This window comes from Polaribacter sp., from assembly GCF_965660385.1.
Classification (GTDB): Bacteria; Bacteroidota; Bacteroidia; order Flavobacteriales; family Flavobacteriaceae; genus Polaribacter.
The window spans coordinates 69,994-85,997 of record NZ_CBFHZT010000006.1; the positions used below are offsets into that span (position 1 = coordinate 69,994).

Consider the following 16,004-nt stretch of genomic DNA (forward strand, 5'->3'; position numbering starts at 1 on the left):
TTTTAGTGCAACCAAAACGGTTTTTTCAATAGCTTAGATAAAAATGATTAGTTTTTTTCTTCTTTTTTAGTAGTATCGTACATGATTGGTGTTGCTACAAATAACGATGAGTAGGTACCTACTGCAACCCCTACAATTAAGGCGAACATAAATCCTTTAATAGAATCTCCACCAAATAAGAAAATAGCTAACATTACTAATAAGGTAGTTAAAGATGTGTTTATGGTTCTACCCAAAGTAGAACTTAAGGCAGTATCTACAACTTTACTATATTTCCATTTGGTATGCATGCCTGCAAATTCTCTAATTCTATCAAAAATAACCACGGTATCATTCAGCGAATATCCAACAACGGTTAATATTGCAGCAATAAATGATTGTCCAATCTCCATATCAAAAGGCATAAAACTGTAGGTAATTGAGAATACCCCTAATACAATTAATACATCATGGAAAACTGCAATTACAGCACCAATAGAGAAAGATACTTTTCTAAAACGTAATAAAATGTATAAGAATACCACTAATAAAGAGCCAAATACTGCATATAAAGCCGAAGTTTTAATATCATCTGCAATGGTTGGTTCAACTTTTATAGAACTCATAACACCTGCACCAGCTTTCTCAAAACCAGGTTTAAAGTTTTCGTAAGATAAATCTCCTAAATAAGGTTGTAAACCAGTGTATAAAGCATTTTGAACTTCGTCATCTACTTCTTGCCCTTCTTCATCAATTTTATAAACTGTTGTTATTTTTAATTGATTGGCAGTACCATAAGATTTTACTTCTGGAGCAGTACCAAAGGCATCTTTTAACGTGTTAGAAACTTCAGTTGCATTCATGTCTTGATCGAAACGAACCACATAAGAACGACCTCCTTTAAAGTCTACACCTTGTTTTAAGCCTATTGAAAAAATAGAAATTAAACCACCAACAATAATTGCACCAGAAACGATGTATGCAATTTTACGCTTCTTTAAAAATTCTAAATTGATGTTTTGGAACCATCCTTTAGAAATATTGGTATTAAAAGTTAATATAGAACCTTTATTTACTGCACCATCAATTAAAATACGAGTAATAAATACGGCTGTAAAGAATGACGTTAAAATACCAATCATTAATGTTAATGCAAAACCTTTAATTGGTCCTGTACCAAAAACATATAAAATAATACCCGTTAAAAACGTGGTAATATTTGCATCAATAATAGCAGATAAAGCCCCTTGAAAACTAAAGCCTTCTTCTACAGATTGTTTTAAACCTTTCTTTTTAAATAATCCCTCTTTTATTCTTTCAAAGATAATTACGTTGGCATCTACAGACATACCAATAGTTAAAATAATCCCTGCAATACCAGGTAATGTTAATACGGCTCCAAAAGAAGCTAAGATTCCGAAGATGAATAAAATGTTTACAATTAAAGCGATATCTGAATACAAACCAGCTTTACCATAATACAAAATCATCCAAAGTAAAACTAAAACAATCGCTAAACCAAAAGAAATGAAACTGGCATCAATTGCTTCTTGTCCTAAAGATGGCCCAACAACTTGTGCTTGAATTATTCTTGCTGCAGCTGGTAATTTCCCTGCTTTTAAAACGGTTGCGATATCTTCTGCTTCAGCAACTGTCATACTTCCACCAGAAATAGAGGTTCTACCACCAGTAATAGCTTGATTTACAGAAGGTGCTGTATATACATAATCATCTAAAACAACAGCTACAAAATTACCTATGTTGTCTGCAGTCATTTTTGCCCATTGTTTTGTTCCAGAGCTGTTCATAGTCATACTCACCTCTGGTTTATTCAATTGGTCAAACACTTGAGCAGCATCTAAAATAACATCACCTTCTATAGTTGCTTGGTCTTTTCTGTTTCCTTTTATAGCATATAACCCTATAAATGGTTCCGCATTTTCATCACTTGCATTGCTATTATCAAAAGGTTTGTAATCCCATAAAAATTTTGCATATTTAATTTCAGGTGATAATAATGCTCTAACTTCTTTTTTAGCTAATAAATCATTTACGGTAGCAGTATCTGTTACTCTTGCTGAAGCTACTAAAGAACTTAATTGTTGCTGACTTTGCGCAATATTTGGTTGCAAATAAGTAAACAAGTTTTTTTGAACCTTTGTAGAATCTGCTTCTACACCTAATAAATCATCAATTTCATCGGTTTTAGTAGTGTCTTTAGCTTCTTCTAAATCACTATCATCTTTCAACATTTCTGCTACTTTTGCATTGGCTGCAAAGAAAAAGTTTTGAACTTCTGCGTTTGTATGTACTTCCCAAAACTGTAATTCAGCTTTGCTAGTAATTAATTTTGTAACACGATCAATATCTTTAGCACCTGGCAATTCAATCTGAATTCTACCAGAGTTTCCAATTCTTTGAATTTTTGGAGAAGCAACTCCAAATTTGTCAATTCTACTTCTTAAAACTTCAAGAGTAGTTACAATAGAACCGTTAATTTCTTCTTGTAAGGTTTCTTTTACAGTGGCATTAGCTTCATCAAAAGCTATTTTTTCGCTCAATGCTTTCGTTCCAAAAATTGAAGGGTCACTTAATTTAGTAGTACCTGCAATTTTCTCGAATTCTTCGAAAAATAAATCTAAATAATTAGAGTTACTTGCTTTTAATCTTACATCTGCAGCCTCTAAAGCCTTGTTAAAGGCTTCATTTTTAGATTCGTTAGATAAACTCTTAAGCACTTCTTTTACAGATACTTGTAAAATAGCATTAATACCACCTTTTAAGTCAAGACCAAGATTCATTTCTTTATCTTTCACATCATTATAGCTATATTGTGCAATACCTAAATCGATGATATCTTTGTTAGCAACGCTATCTAAATATTTTCTTTCGTAGCCAGCTTTTTGCCTAGCATTATCAGTTTCAGTAGCTGTGTTTTTAGCATAAGCTACAGCATCATCTTCTACTTTATTGGCTAAAAAAGTAAATGATAATTGGTATAAACTCACTAAACCAAAGAGGATAGCGAAAACCTTAATAAGTCCTTTATTTTGCATTTTGTTTGTATTTTGTTGTCAAATTTTATTAAAAAACGAGCAAATATATAGTTTCTTAGATAACTTGACAATTATTTTTTAGATTGTTTTATAGTAATTATGAGTATGTTACTCAATAATTTAGAGTAGTTTAAAAAGATGTAAACTATAACATTTTTAGGTAGTAAATATTTGAGGTCCAGCCCTAACTTCAGGTTCTTTATTTGATGTTCTTTCTTTTGTAAAAGGATTACTTTTATAAGCAGTATAGGCTAATTTAAACAATTGATTTGCTTTCTCAATTTCCAAACTTCTAAGAGAAGCGTAATTTGGTGTGATTGAAAATCGTTCAGCGATGTATTTTATTTCAAATACGTATTTATCGTTTAAATTAGTATTGTTTATTTCGTCTGTTAACTCGTAAATATCAATATTATAGGTAGATGAAGGTAGCTTATTTTGTTCGTTTTTTGAATTTTGATGTAATTCAAATTGATCACCTATACTAAGCGCTTCTTTGATCGTATTAACATGAACAGTAGCGTAATAAGAAATTGTAAGCGTACCCTTTTTAGTATCTTTTATTAAGATATTAGTAGCGCCAATACGAACCAGTTTCTCTTTTACATCAAGGATAGTATTATTTACATACTGCTCATTATTTTTACCATCAACGAATTCTAAAACAATTTCTTGATTAGGTATTACAGCTTGGTCTTGGAAAGCGCCAAAGCAGAGGCATAAAATTAAAAAAAGTGTACTAAAGTACCATTTAGACTTCATTGGTTGTATGTAAAAAAGAGGGCTTGTTTGTTATTTGTTTTCTCTTATTAAATGCTATTTAAATAATCGAAAAATATCATTACCGTTTGCAAAAAGTAACAAGGTGATTAATAAAATAAAACCAACGATTTGGGCATATTCTAAAAATTTATCACCAGGTTTTTTACCTGTAATCATTTCCCAAAGTGTAAAAACTACGTGTCCACCATCTAAAGCAGGAATTGGTAATAGGTTCATAAACCCTAGCATAATGGATAAAAATGCCGTAATTTCCCAAAAAGCTTGCCAGCTCCAAGTAGATGGAAATATTTTTCCAATAGAAATAAAACCACCTAAACCTCTGTATGCTCCTGTTTTAGGATTAAAAATCTTTTTTAATTGCTTTATGTAATCTGATAATTTTTTTACTGATTTGTTCCATCCAGCAGGAATCGCTTCACTAAATGTGTATTCAATATCTGCTAAATCGTAATAACCAAGTTTTTCTAAATCATCCATGCTAAAGTTGTTTCCAAAAACACCTAGCTTACCTGAATCAGAGATTTTTACAGTAACTTCTTTTAATTTATCTTCTCTTTTAACAGTTATAGAAATATCTTGACCTTTAAATTTTTGAAAAGCATCTTCAACTTCGTCATAATATTTAGTGTCAATGCCATTTACATTAACAATAATATCTTTTGGCTGTAAGTCTGCTTTTTTATTTGGAGAATCTTTTGGCACTTCAGCAATCATAAAAGGGATTCTAGTAGATAAGATAGGGCCTTCATCATTTTTATTCCTGTCCATTAACTTTGCAATAAAATCTACAGGTAATTCCTTTTCAATTGTTTCTCCGTTTCTATCTATGGTTACGTTATTTCCGTTAATAAAAGCTAACGTCATGCCTCTAAACTCTCTAATTTCTTCGCTATCAACAGCTATTATTTTATCTCCGTTTTTAAAACCAATACTCATTGCTAAAGAATCTTGCACCCAAACCCCATCTTTTGCATTAACACTAGCATTTGGCAAAAACTGTTCGCCATATGCATACATTAACATGATATAAATAAAAATACCCAAAACAAAATTCACAAAAACACCACCTAACATAATAATTAAACGCTGCCAAGCTGGTTTTGAACGAAACTCCCAAGGTTTTGGAGGTAGCGCCATTTGCTCTTTATCCATACTTTCATCAATCATACCAGCTATTTTTACATAGCCTCCTAAAGGAATCCAGCCAATACCATAAACGGTTTCACCAAATTTTTTCTTAACAAGTGAGAATTTATAATCGAAGAATAAGTAGAATTTTTCTACTTTAGTTTTAAATAATTTTGCAGGGATAAAATGCCCTAATTCGTGCAAAACAATTAATAAAGATAAACTTAAAATAAATTGTGATGCTTTAATTAATATTTCCATTAAGCGTTAAATCAGATTTAAAAAACGCACAAATGTACGTTTTTATAAAGAGTTTAAAAAGAACTATTGAAACTTGATTTTTATTTTAACAAAGATTTTATGGCAATCAATTTTTTTGCCATTTTTTTAAGCCCTAAATTTGCAAAAATAACTTTAATAATGGATTTTAAATTCTTCAAAAAAAGTAAAGCTACATTGCTTTTTCTAGTTGTTTTTTCAGCAGTTTCTTTGCCTGTTTTTTATCATTTGGTAAAGGTTGATAAAAAACTAAAAGTATATAATCCTGTAGATGTAAATCCGAGTTTGGTACACGAGTCCATTAAACACATCACCAAAGATCATACGATTGCTGATTTTGAATTGACGAATCAAAATGGAGAAATCATCACTCAGAAAAATTATAAAGACAAAATTTATATTGCAGATTTTTTCTTTACACGGTGCACGAATATCTGCATTGCAATGGCCTATAATATGAGTGAATTGCAAGGCTTTTATAAAGATGATGACGATATTATGTTTTTATCACATTCCGTAACTCCAGAAATAGATAGTGTTTCTGTTTTAAAAGAGTATGCACTAAATAAAGGTGTAATTGATGGAAAATGGAATGTAACTACAGGCTCTAAAAAGCATATTTATGATTTAGCCAGAAAAAGTTATATGGCTGTAATTGAGGAAGGTGATGGAGGTGAAGATGATTTTATACATACAGAACAATTTATTTTAGTAGATAAAAAAAGGCGAATTAGGGGGTTTTATGATGGTACTGATAAAAAAGACATGGAAAAACTTAAAGAAGATGTTGCTTTGTTAAAAGAAGAATATAGGGGTAAATAACTTGTTTAGAATCATTCTAAATTCGTATCTTTGTTTTAAATATCATTCCTGCTTTTTGCAGGAATCTTTTTATACATAAACAAATTGAGCACAATTGCATCTTTACTTAAAGGAGAAATAGGGTATATTTCTGAAGAATCTTTAGATTTTATTCCGCTAAAATTATTAGAAATGGGTTGTTTGCCTGGGGCAGAAGTTCAGTTAATTCAATTGGCACCTTTAAAAGATCCGCTTTATATCTGTGTAAACGGAAGTCATTTAGCTATTAGAAAAGAAACAGCATCTCAAATTAAAATTCTTAAAGCCCATATTAATGTCTAAAAACGATATAAAAGTAGCTTTAATTGGTAATCCTAATACAGGGAAAACATCCTTATTTAACCAACTTACAGGATTAAACCAGAAAGTTGGGAATTATCCAGGGATAACTGTTGATAAAAAAGAAGGCTCAAGTAAGTTATCAGATAAACAAAATGCTTTAATAACTGATTTGCCAGGTACGTATTCAATAAATCCTACTTCTTTAGATGAAAGTATCGTTTTAAAAACCTTATTAAATAAAGATATTAAAACATCACCAGATGTAATTTTAGTAGTGGCTGATGTTGAAAATTTAAAGCGAAATCTTTTGCTTTTTTCACAAATTAAAGATTTAGAAATTCCTACAGTTTTGGCCATCAATATGGTTGATCAGATGGATAAAAAAGGAATTACTATTGATTTAAACTTACTAAAAAAAGAATTAAATACCGAAGTTGTTTTAATTAGTGCTAGAAAAAACGAGGGAATAAAAGAAGTAAAAAAGGCAATAATTCGTTGTCATGTAGCTGCAAAAGCATCTCCTTTGTGTGGTATAAACTCTAAAATTGATGTTCATTATTTTGATGCCTTAAAAGCCATAAGTCCAAATTATTCGTTGTACGAATTGTGGTTAATGGTTACACAGAATAATTTTCCTGATTCCATTTCATCCGAAGAAAAAGAACAATTAATTGCTTTTCAGAAAGATGTTTCTAAGGTTAAGAGATATCAACATAAAGAAACCATCTATCGTTATCAAGAAATTAATAAAATTTTAAACAAAGCTTACGTTATTGATCCTTCTAAAGCTACAGGATTACGTAGTAAATTAGATCGAGTTTTTACCCATAAAATTTGGGGTTATGTATTGTTTAGTTTCATTTTATTACTCATTTTTCAATCTATTTTTGAGTGGGCTTCATTGCCAATGGATTTTATTGATGAAACCTTTGCGCAACTCGCCGACTTTGCAAAAGGTAGTTTACCCTCTGGTGTGCTTACGGATTTACTTACAGAAGGTATAATACCAGGAATTGGAGGTGTTGTTATTTTTATTCCGCAAATTGCTATTTTATTTTTATTTATAGCAGTTTTAGAAGAAACAGGTTATATGAGTCGTGTGGTTTTTTTAATGGATAAAATTATGCGTCGTTTTGGAATGAATGGAAAAAGTGTAATTCCTTTAATTTCGGGCACAGCCTGTGCAATTCCTGCAATTATGGCTACCAGAACCATTTCTAGTTGGAAAGAGCGTTTAATTACCATTTTAGTAACTCCGTTTACTACCTGTTCTGCTCGTTTGCCTGTTTATGCCATTTTAATTGCCTTAATTATTCCACAAAAAAGAGTATTAGGATTTTTAAATCTTCAAGGTTTAGTGCTCTTATTGCTGTATGCTTTGGGTTTTGCATCTGCAATTTTAGCCGCATTTATTTTACATAAAACCTTAAAGATTAACAATAAATCTTTTTTTGTAATTGAAATGCCCAACTACAAATTACCCTCACTTAAAAATGTTTTTTTCGAAGTTATAGAAAAAACAAAAGCATTTGTTTTAGGGGCAGGAAAAATTATTTTGGCTTTGTCTATCGTGTTGTGGTTTTTAGCGTCTAATGGTGGTGCTGATTATAAAAATGCCGAGAAAATTGTTGTTGAAAATGTGAAAAATCAACATTTAAATGCTGATGAAATTCAGCAAAAAATTGCATCAGTAAAATTAGAAAACTCCTATATAGGAATGTTAGGTAAAACCATAGAGCCAGCCATAAAACCTTTAGGATATGATTGGAAAATAGGTATTGCTTTAATTACTTCTTTTGCAGCTAGAGAGGTTTTTGTTGCCACGTTAGCAACTATTTATAGTGTTGAGGCTGGTGATGAAGATACGAGCACTATTAAACAAAAAATGGCGTCAGAAATAAATCCAGATACTGGTAAAAAGCGTTTTAATTTCCCTGTTGGGATGTCTCTAATGGTCTTTTACGCATTTGCTATGCAATGTATGGCGACTTTTGCTATTGTAAAACGTGAAACAAAAAGTTGGAAATGGCCTTTAATTCAGTTATTTGGTATGGCCTTGTTGGCATACATTACTTCTTTATTTACCTATCAAATTTTAAGTTAATGCAACAGATTATTGTATATCTTTTAGTAATTTTAGCTGTTGGGTTTTTAGTAAGGACCTACCTGTTACCATCTAAAAAAAAGAAAAGTTGTAGTACAGATTGTAGTTGTCACTAAACCTTAACACAATATTAAGATTTTTGAGTGTAAGGTTTTTTAAGTTTGATGACATCTTACTTATAAATAAAAACCTAATATTAACAACATGAAGAAAGCTATTTTATCAATCGCAATTTTTACGATTGCCTTGATTTCATCAACAGAAACGTTTGCGCAAAAATTTTCGAAATTAGATGTCAGTCCTATGGATGCAGCATCTTATCCAACAAATTGGAGAAACGCAGATAAATTAGTAAAGATAATTTACAGTAGACCGCAATTAAAAGGTAGAAAATTAGACAAATTAGCACCTAAAGATAAAGTTTGGAGAACTGGCGCTAACGAAGCAGCAGAAATTACATTTTATAAAGATGTAACCTTTGGTGATAAGCAAGTAAAAGCAGGTACTTATACACTATTTACTATTCCTAAAGATGGTGATTGGACTGTGATTTTAAGTAATCAAAAAAATGTTTGGGGTTCTTATTTTTATGATGAATCTGAAGATGTTGTAAGAGTTGCTGGTAAAGTATCTAAGTTAGAAGAACCTGTAGAAGCATTTTCAATAGCTTTTGAAGGTGAAGATGATACTGCTACTATGTTTATGGCTTGGGGTAAAACCGTAGTTGCTGTACCTGTAAAAGGATAATTTTTTAGTGAAATATTTTATAAAAAAAAAGCCTCAAAAAGTATCATTACTTTTTGAGGCTTTTTTTAGTTATGATAACTTAGGCTTGTTTCTGTTGCCATTTCCATGCAGATTCCAAAGCATCAGCAAGATTTTTTTCGGTTTTCCAATTTAATTCTTTATTAGCAATTGTAGTATCAGCATAAGCAGCAACTACATCACCTTCACGTCTATCTACAATTTTATAGTTTAATTTTAAATTGTTTACTTTTTCAAAGGTTTCAATTACCTCTAAAACAGAACTTCCTGTTCCAGTACCAATGTTAAAATATTCAAATGCTTTTTTGTTCTTTTTGTCAATTAATCGATTTAATGCTGCAATATGTGCTTTTGCTAAATCTACAACATGTATATAATCACGAACTGCAGTTCCGTCTTCAGTAGGGTAATCATCACCAAAAACAGAAAGCTGTTCTCTAATTCCTGCAGCGGTTTGTGTAATAAACGGAATTAAATTTTGAGGAACACCCAAAGGTAATTCACCAATTTTTATACTTGGGTGGGCACCAACAGGATTAAAGTAACGCAAAGCAATGGTGTTAATATTATGTGCATTGCTTGCATCTCGTATAATTTCTTCGCCAACTTGTTTGGTGTTACCATACACAGATTCTGCAGCTTTTACAGGTGCATTTTCTGTAATTGGCAGTTCGTCTGCTTGGCCATAAACCGTACATGAAGATGAGAATATAAAGTTGTCTAAGTTACGATCTCTCATTTCTTGTAAAAGATACACCAAACTACCAATGTTATTTTCGTAATATTCTAACGGTTTTCCCATGCTTTCTCCAACTGCTTTATAAGCAGCGAAATGAATAATGCCATCAACTTTATTTGTGTCAAAAAAATGTTTTACATCATTTTTAACACGTAAATCAATTTGATGAAAATCTGGTTTTATACCTGTAATTTCTGTAATGTTATCTAAAACAGAAAGTGTGGTGTTCGATAAATCATCAATAATAACGACCTCAAAGCCTTCGTTTTGTAGTTCTACAACTGTGTGCGATCCAATAAAACCTAGACCTCCTGTTACTAAAATTCTTTTCATTTGTTTTATAGTTTTAGGGTTAATTATTTAAAAAATTGATGATGGTTTGTGTAATGAAATTCAATTGCTCATCATCTAATTCTGTATGCATTGGTAAAGAAATTACCGTTTTTATCAATTGATTGGTTACAGGGAAATCTGCTTCATCATAGCGATTATCTTGATAGGCTTTTTGAGAATGCAATGCCACAGGGTAATAAATTGCATTGGGTATTCCTTTGTCTAATAGGTGTTTGTGTAATTCATCTCTTTTACCATTGGTAATTTGTAATGTATATTGATGAAAAACATGGCAATCGCAAACGTCACAAATAGCATTACACGTTTTTGTTTTGTTAGATTTTGCAGTTGGTGTAATAATTTCTGGGTGATTTGCAAAAGCAGTGTTGTAAAAACGAGCTGCATTTCTTCTCGCATTACAATAGCTATCTAAATGAGGTAATTTTGCTTTTAAAACTCCTGCTTGGATGGAATCTAATCTAGAATTTACACCCACAACATCATGATAATAACGCTCGTACATTCCGTGGTTTACAATACCGCGAATGGTATGTGCTAGATCATCACCATTGGTAAAAATGGCTCCACCATCACCATAACAACCTAAGTTTTTTGATGGAAAAAATGAGGTAGTTCCTACATTTCCAATGGTTCCTGCTTTTTGCTGTGTGCCATCTTTAAATGTATAATTTGCGCCAATAGCTTGTGCATTGTCTTCAATTACAAATAAATTGTGTGCTTTTGCAATTTCCATAACAGCATCCATATTCGCTACTTGACCAAATAAATGCACAGGTACAATAGCTTTAGTTTTTGGTGTAATTGCTTTTTTTAGAGCATCAATATCAATATTAAATGTATCTGGCTCAACATCAACTAAAACAGGTGTTAATTTTAATAATGCAATTACTTCTACAGTGGCTGCAAATGTAAAATCGGCAGTAATTACTTCATCTCCTTGTTCCAAACCCAAGCCCATCATGGCTACTTGCAAAGCGTCTGTTCCGTTTGCACAAGGTATTACATGTTTAACATCTAAATATTTTTCTAAATCTTGTTGAAACTCTTTAACTAAAGGCCCATTAATATATGCTGAGGTTTCTAAAACATCTTGAATTGAAGTATCTACAGTTTCCTTAATTTGTTGATACTGACCTTGCAAATCAACCATTTGGATTTTTTTCATAATTCGTGAAAATATTGTTCACTCAAAAATACAATTTAAATCTATTATCTTTGACAAGTTCAAATATTTTTTAATGATGAAGTTTTTAAAAAAAGTTTTTAAAATTGTTATTTTACTCTTGGTATTGTTAGGTGTTGGCTATTTTGGGTATTCAAAATATAATGCACCAACATATTCAGGTGAACTTGAAATAGCACATTTAACAAGCTCTGTAAACGTTCATTTTGATGAAAATGGTGTGCCCCATATTAATGCACAAAATCAAAAAGATGCCTACATCGCTTTGGGGTATTTGCATGCACAAGATAGATTATGGCAAATGGAACTTATTAGAAGAATTGCACCAGGAAGATTATCGGAAATATTTGGTAAAGATTTGTTGAAAACAGACGTGTTTTTTGCTGGTTTAGGCATTGAAGAAGCTGCTGAGAAAACAATGCAAAATTTAAATAAATCTTCTGAATTTTACGAATTAACACAGGCGTATTTAGACGGAATTAATCAATTTATAGCAAACGGAAAAACACCATTAGAGTTTTCTTTGGTGGGTATTGAAAAAGAAAAATATACTTTAAAAGATATTTATAATGTATTTGGTTATATGTCTTTTAGTTTTGCTGTAGCGCATAAAACAGACCCTTTATTAACCGAAATCAAAGAGCAATTGGGTAAACCCTATTTACATGAATTATTAGGTAGTTTCTCTGAAAACTTAACCATTAATAAAATGGATAGCGTTTCTAAAATAAATGCCAATTTTTCAAAAAGTGTGAGTGCTATTATGGATAATATGCCTGTTTCTCCTTTAATTGGTAGCAATTCTTGGGTAATTGGTGCAGACAAAACCAAAAACGGAAAAGTGATTTTTGCAAACGATCCTCATATAGGGTTTTCTCAGCCCTCTGTTTGGTATCAAAATCATATTAAAACACCTAATTTTGAAGTTTATGGTTTTAATATTGCTTTAATGCCTTTTCCATTATTAGGGCACAATAAAAGATATGCTTATGGTTTAACGATGTTAGCTAATGATGACTTAAACTTTTACATAGAAGAAAATAACCCTGAAAATTCATTAGAATATAAAACTCATGATGGTTATAAAGCCTACAATGTTGTAACCAAAACCATTAAAGTGAAAGATGATGTAGATACTACGTTTCAGGTAAAAGTGTCTAAGCATGGCCCAATCATGAATGGTTTAATTACCCATGTAAAAGATACGAGACCTATTGCCATGTATTGGTTGTACACGCAATTGGAAAATGAAATGCTTGAAGTTTCTTACGGAATATCACACTCAAAATCAATTAAAGATTTTCAACAATCGGTTTCTAAAATTCATGCTCCAGGTTTAAATGTGATGTATGGTGATGCTGAAGATAATATTGCTTGGTTTGCTTCTGCAAAATTATATCAATTAAGAGATAGTCTGTCTTCTAAAACCTATTTAAATGGCGCTTCTGGAAAAGATGAAATCACCGAAATTCTAGATTTTAGTGAAAATCCGAAATCTATAAATCCAAAATGGAATTATGTGTATTCTGCCAATCATCAGCCAGATTCAGTGCGAGGTAAATTATATCCAGGATATTATCAGCCTGAAAATAGATCGAAAAGAATTGTAACGCTTTTAAAAGATAAAGACGATTTTACAAAACAAGATGTTACTGCTATGTTGTATGATGTTACCTCTTCTGTAGATCATCTCATTGCGCAAGATTTATTACATCATGTTTCTAAAAGTGATTTGAATGTTTCTGAAAAACAAGCCTTTACAATTTTAGAAAACTGGAAAGGAGATTATTTAAAAACCTCATTAGCACCGACAATTTACAATCGATTTTTATTTGAGTTTTTAAGAAATACTTATCAAGATGAATTAGGTGATGCTTTTGAACTGTTTATCAATTCGCAATTACAAGATCAAGTATTAAGAACTCAAATTGATAGAGAAAATTCGGTTTGGTGGGATAATATTTCCACAACAAATAAAATAGAATCTAAAAAAGAAATTATAACCACTTCTTATAAAAATGCAATTTCCTTTTTGCAAAATCAATTAGGAGAAAACATAGAAAGTTGGACTTGGAACAGGGTAATTTCTGTTGAATATGAACATGCTATTGGAAAAGCTGGAGGTCTTTTACGCAAGTTTTTTAATGTGGGTCCTTTTGAAACGATTGGTGGAAATGAAGTAATCAACAATCAGATTTTTAAATTAAATAGTACAGGTATTTACAAAGTAACAGCAGGGCCATCTACAAGAAGAATTGTTGATTTTTCTGATGTAGAGCATGGTTTGTCCATAATTCCTACAGGGCAATCTGGTAATGTGTTTAGTGCTTATTATAAAGACCAAACACAACAATATTTAGAGGGTAAATTTATTACAATGAAACTGAATGAAGGTGAAATTAATAAAAGTGAAAATGTTTTGATTTTAAAGCCTATTTCAAAAAATTAACCTAATTTAGTTGATATTCTTCTACATAAAAATTTTTAGAAACTAGTTTTTTTGATTTGTGAGAAGTATTCTTTTTTCTAATTGAAAACACTCCAATTAAACCAATTCTCATATTATTTTTAAGGCTTTTAAATTCAGATTTTATTCGAACCTTTGGCAAGTGCTTTTTAGAGTATTTGTACTTTATGTTTTTGGGTTTTGCTAAAATTTCCTTTTCAACACCTTTAGCTTCTAATAAAAGGTATAAATTAGATCTGGTAACTATTTTATCTTCTAAAACTTCTTGAGCCACTTCTTCCATGATTTTTCTGAAGTAATTAATAATTCGCGCTTTTTCTTCTTTATTATCCATTGTTTGTTTTTAAGTTTTTAGGTAAATATATGGCTCTGTTTATTGCTAAACTTCTTTATAAACTTCGCTAAAAGGAATACGAAAACGTTCACCATAAACTCCTTTTTCATCTCGAATTCCACACGAAACAATCATGTTTATTTCTGCGCCATAAGGTAAACCTAACAACCTTTTCACACGTAAAGTGTCAGAACCTTCCATTGGGCAAGTATCATAACCTTTGGCAGCCATAGAAATCATAAAGTTTTCAGCAGCTAAACCACAGGTTTTATGTGCAACTATACGCATATCACTTTGCCTCACTTGCCTGTAAATAGGTTTAAAAAGTCCTACTATCAAAATCATAAGATATTTAAAGAACCCTAATATTCCTAAAAAATCTGAATAAGCAAAAGGGATGATTTTTTCATAATAATTCCTAGATACTTTCTCTCTTTTCGATTGTTTAGCTTTTGGATTGTTAGCGCCAAAATTTGCATCAATAAACTTTAAGTTCGCTTTGGCTCTATGTTTCCATAAGTCTTTTCTGGTAACAAAAACCACCAATTGTTGTGCGGTTTTAGCAGCATTTTGGTTAAAACAAAAAGGAGCAATTTTAGCAATAATATCTTTGGAGGTAATGTGATAAAATTCCCACAATTGCATATTGCTACTGTTAGGTGCAAGTGCAGCTTGTTCAATACACTTTTTTACAAGGTTTTTGTCAATAGTCTTTTCTGCGTCGTAAATTCTTACTGAGCGCCTATACTGTATGGCTTCAGATACTGTTTTTTCTTGTGACATAAATCGTTTTTATGAGATTTGGATTAATTTTTTATGCTTGGTTTTTTAAAAAAACTTTAAATGAGAAACTAAACCCAAAAACACAAAAGCAGGTAAATAACAATGGGTAAGCCATCCTTTATAGGTAAAAGAAATAGATACAACAAGTACTAAAACTAAAAATGAGAAATATTTAAAGGCTGCCAATCAAAAATTATTTCTTTAAAGATAATCATTCCTTACATGCGTTCCAAATCACATCATTTGGAGTAGGGGCAGTCACTAAAATGTTTTCTTTAGAAACAGGATGTATAAATGCTATTTTACGAGCATGTAAATGGATACTGCCATCTTTATTACTTCTATTAAAACCGTATTTTAAATCGCCTTTTATAGGAAGACCAATTGCAGATAATTGTGCTCTAATTTGATGATGCCTGCCAGTTTCTAAATCAACTTCTAATAAAGTATAATTATCTAGTTTTTGGATAACTTGATAATGTAATACAGCCCTTTTAGAGCCAGAAATTTCTTTTTGATAAACAGAAGATTTGTTATTTTTAGGATTTTTTTTAAGATAATTGATCAACGTATCCTTTTCCTTTTTTGGTGTATCTTTTACAACAGCCCAATACGTTTTGTTTATATTTTTATCGCGCAACATTTTATTTAAACGCTCTAAGGCTTTAGATGTTTTTGCAAAAATAATAATACCTGAAGTAGGTCTGTCTAAACGATGTACAACCCCCAAATAAACATTTCCAGGTTTATTGTATTTTTCTTTAATGTATGCTTTTACTACGTCACTTAAAGGTTTGTCTCCAGTTTTATCACCTTGAGTAATATCTCCAGAACGTTTGTTTACAATAATAATATGATTATCCTCGAATAAAACCTGTAAGTTTTGTTGGGTTGAATGCATATGTGC

General features: G+C 31.1%; 14 protein-coding genes. 6 read left to right on the plus strand and 8 right to left on the minus strand.

Features of this window, described 5'->3' with window-relative positions; genetic code table 11:
• Positions 1 to 47 precede the first annotated feature (47 nt).
• The 3 genes from secDF to rseP all read right to left on the minus strand — a co-directional run bounded on the left by secDF (position 48) and on the right by rseP (position 5,207).
• A complete protein-coding gene (gene secDF / locus ACTG3V_RS03405; protein ID WP_439130728.1) occupies positions 48 to 3,035 on the minus strand; it encodes a protein translocase subunit SecDF in 2,988 nt (995 codons plus the stop codon).
• A 156-nt stretch (positions 3,036 to 3,191) separates the two neighbouring features.
• The gene (locus tag ACTG3V_RS03410) at positions 3,192 to 3,797 is read right to left on the minus strand and encodes a hypothetical protein (protein ID WP_439130729.1); all 606 of its coding nucleotides are present in this window, start codon (positions 3,795 to 3,797) and stop codon (positions 3,192 to 3,194) included.
• Between the two features lie 54 nt (positions 3,798 to 3,851).
• A complete protein-coding gene (gene rseP, locus ACTG3V_RS03415) occupies positions 3,852 to 5,207 on the minus strand; it encodes an RIP metalloprotease RseP (protein ID WP_439130730.1) in 1,356 nt (451 codons plus the stop codon).
• 159 nt (positions 5,208 to 5,366) lie between these two features.
• Here rseP and ACTG3V_RS03420 point away from each other — a divergent pair, with 159 nt between their 5' ends.
• The 5 genes from ACTG3V_RS03420 (at position 5,367) to ACTG3V_RS03440 (ending at position 9,219) form a co-directional block, all read left to right on the plus strand.
• Positions 5,367 to 6,047, plus strand: a complete 681-nt coding sequence (locus tag ACTG3V_RS03420) for an SCO family protein (protein WP_439130731.1) — start codon at positions 5,367 to 5,369, stop codon at positions 6,045 to 6,047.
• Positions 6,048 to 6,131: 84 nt separating this feature from the next.
• Positions 6,132 to 6,368 (plus strand): FeoA family protein, encoded by a 237-nt coding sequence (locus ACTG3V_RS03425; protein ID WP_439130732.1) that lies wholly within the window; start codon positions 6,132 to 6,134, stop codon positions 6,366 to 6,368.
• On the plus strand, positions 6,361 to 8,472 hold the full coding sequence (gene feoB / locus ACTG3V_RS03430) for a ferrous iron transport protein B (RefSeq protein ID WP_439130733.1): 2,112 nt from the start codon (positions 6,361 to 6,363) through the stop codon (positions 8,470 to 8,472). Before ACTG3V_RS03425 ends, feoB begins: the two co-directional genes overlap by 8 nt.
• Positions 8,472 to 8,588, plus strand: coding sequence for a FeoB-associated Cys-rich membrane protein (locus tag ACTG3V_RS03435; protein WP_439130734.1), 117 nt, complete (start codon positions 8,472 to 8,474; stop codon positions 8,586 to 8,588). Before feoB ends, ACTG3V_RS03435 begins: the two co-directional genes overlap by 1 nt.
• Before the next feature lie 88 nt (positions 8,589 to 8,676).
• Positions 8,677 to 9,219 carry a DUF2911 domain-containing protein gene (locus tag ACTG3V_RS03440; protein WP_439130735.1) on the plus strand — a complete coding sequence of 181 codons (543 nt, stop codon included), beginning with the start codon at positions 8,677 to 8,679 and terminating at the stop codon, positions 9,217 to 9,219.
• Between the two features lie 79 nt (positions 9,220 to 9,298).
• Here ACTG3V_RS03440 and galE read toward each other — a convergent pair whose 3' ends face one another.
• Together galE and ACTG3V_RS03450 are read right to left on the minus strand one after the other, a co-directional pair.
• Positions 9,299 to 10,309, minus strand: a complete 1,011-nt coding sequence (gene galE, locus ACTG3V_RS03445; RefSeq protein ID WP_439130736.1) for a UDP-glucose 4-epimerase GalE — start codon at positions 10,307 to 10,309, stop codon at positions 9,299 to 9,301.
• Between the two features lie 19 nt (positions 10,310 to 10,328).
• Entirely contained in the window at positions 10,329 to 11,495 is a 1,167-nt protein-coding gene (locus tag ACTG3V_RS03450; RefSeq protein ID WP_439130737.1) for a DegT/DnrJ/EryC1/StrS family aminotransferase, read from the minus strand.
• A 76-nt stretch (positions 11,496 to 11,571) separates the two neighbouring features.
• On the opposite strand from ACTG3V_RS03450, the gene ACTG3V_RS03455 reads away from it, so the two are divergent.
• Positions 11,572 to 13,962, plus strand: a complete 2,391-nt coding sequence (locus ACTG3V_RS03455) for a penicillin acylase family protein (protein WP_439130755.1) — start codon at positions 11,572 to 11,574, stop codon at positions 13,960 to 13,962.
• Between the two features lies 1 nt (position 13,963).
• On the opposite strand, the gene ACTG3V_RS03460 is transcribed toward ACTG3V_RS03455, so the two are convergent.
• From ACTG3V_RS03460 to ACTG3V_RS03470, 3 genes are all read right to left on the minus strand, one after another.
• Entirely contained in the window at positions 13,964 to 14,314 is a 351-nt protein-coding gene (locus tag ACTG3V_RS03460; RefSeq protein ID WP_439130738.1) for a hypothetical protein, read from the minus strand.
• Positions 14,315 to 14,359: 45 nt separating this feature from the next.
• Positions 14,360 to 15,097: a nitroreductase family protein gene (locus ACTG3V_RS03465; RefSeq protein WP_439130739.1), complete on the minus strand. Its 738-nt coding sequence runs from the start codon at positions 15,095 to 15,097 to the stop codon at positions 14,360 to 14,362.
• 211 nt (positions 15,098 to 15,308) lie between these two features.
• A complete protein-coding gene (locus ACTG3V_RS03470) occupies positions 15,309 to 15,998 on the minus strand; it encodes an RluA family pseudouridine synthase (protein ID WP_439130740.1) in 690 nt (229 codons plus the stop codon).
• Positions 15,999 to 16,004: the final 6 nt, after the last annotated feature.

Bases quoted from the DNA above. Each gene is read 5' to 3' on its own strand.
- secDF (WP_439130728.1), bottom strand. From the start codon at position 3,035: ATGCAAAATAAAGGACTTATTAAGGTTTTCGCTATCCTCTTTGGTTTA.
- ACTG3V_RS03410 (WP_439130729.1), bottom strand. From the start codon at position 3,797: ATGAAGTCTAAATGGTACTTTAGTACACTTTTTTTAATTTTATGCCTC.
- rseP (WP_439130730.1), bottom strand. From the start codon at position 5,207: ATGGAAATATTAATTAAAGCATCACAATTTATTTTAAGTTTATCTTTA.
- ACTG3V_RS03420 (WP_439130731.1), top strand. From the start codon at position 5,367: ATGGATTTTAAATTCTTCAAAAAAAGTAAAGCTACATTGCTTTTTCTA.
- feoB (WP_439130733.1), top strand. From the start codon at position 6,361: ATGTCTAAAAACGATATAAAAGTAGCTTTAATTGGTAATCCTAATACA.
- ACTG3V_RS03435 (WP_439130734.1), top strand. From the start codon at position 8,472: ATGCAACAGATTATTGTATATCTTTTAGTAATTTTAGCTGTTGGGTTT.
- ACTG3V_RS03440 (WP_439130735.1), top strand. From the start codon at position 8,677: ATGAAGAAAGCTATTTTATCAATCGCAATTTTTACGATTGCCTTGATT.
- galE (WP_439130736.1), bottom strand. From the start codon at position 10,309: ATGAAAAGAATTTTAGTAACAGGAGGTCTAGGTTTTATTGGATCGCAC.
- ACTG3V_RS03450 (WP_439130737.1), bottom strand. From the start codon at position 11,495: ATGAAAAAAATCCAAATGGTTGATTTGCAAGGTCAGTATCAACAAATT.
- ACTG3V_RS03455 (WP_439130755.1), top strand. From the start codon at position 11,572: ATGAAGTTTTTAAAAAAAGTTTTTAAAATTGTTATTTTACTCTTGGTA.
- ACTG3V_RS03460 (WP_439130738.1), bottom strand. From the start codon at position 14,314: ATGGATAATAAAGAAGAAAAAGCGCGAATTATTAATTACTTCAGAAAA.
- ACTG3V_RS03465 (WP_439130739.1), bottom strand. From the start codon at position 15,097: ATGTCACAAGAAAAAACAGTATCTGAAGCCATACAGTATAGGCGCTCA.
- ACTG3V_RS03470 (WP_439130740.1), bottom strand. From the start codon at position 15,998: ATGCATTCAACCCAACAAAACTTACAGGTTTTATTCGAGGATAATCAT.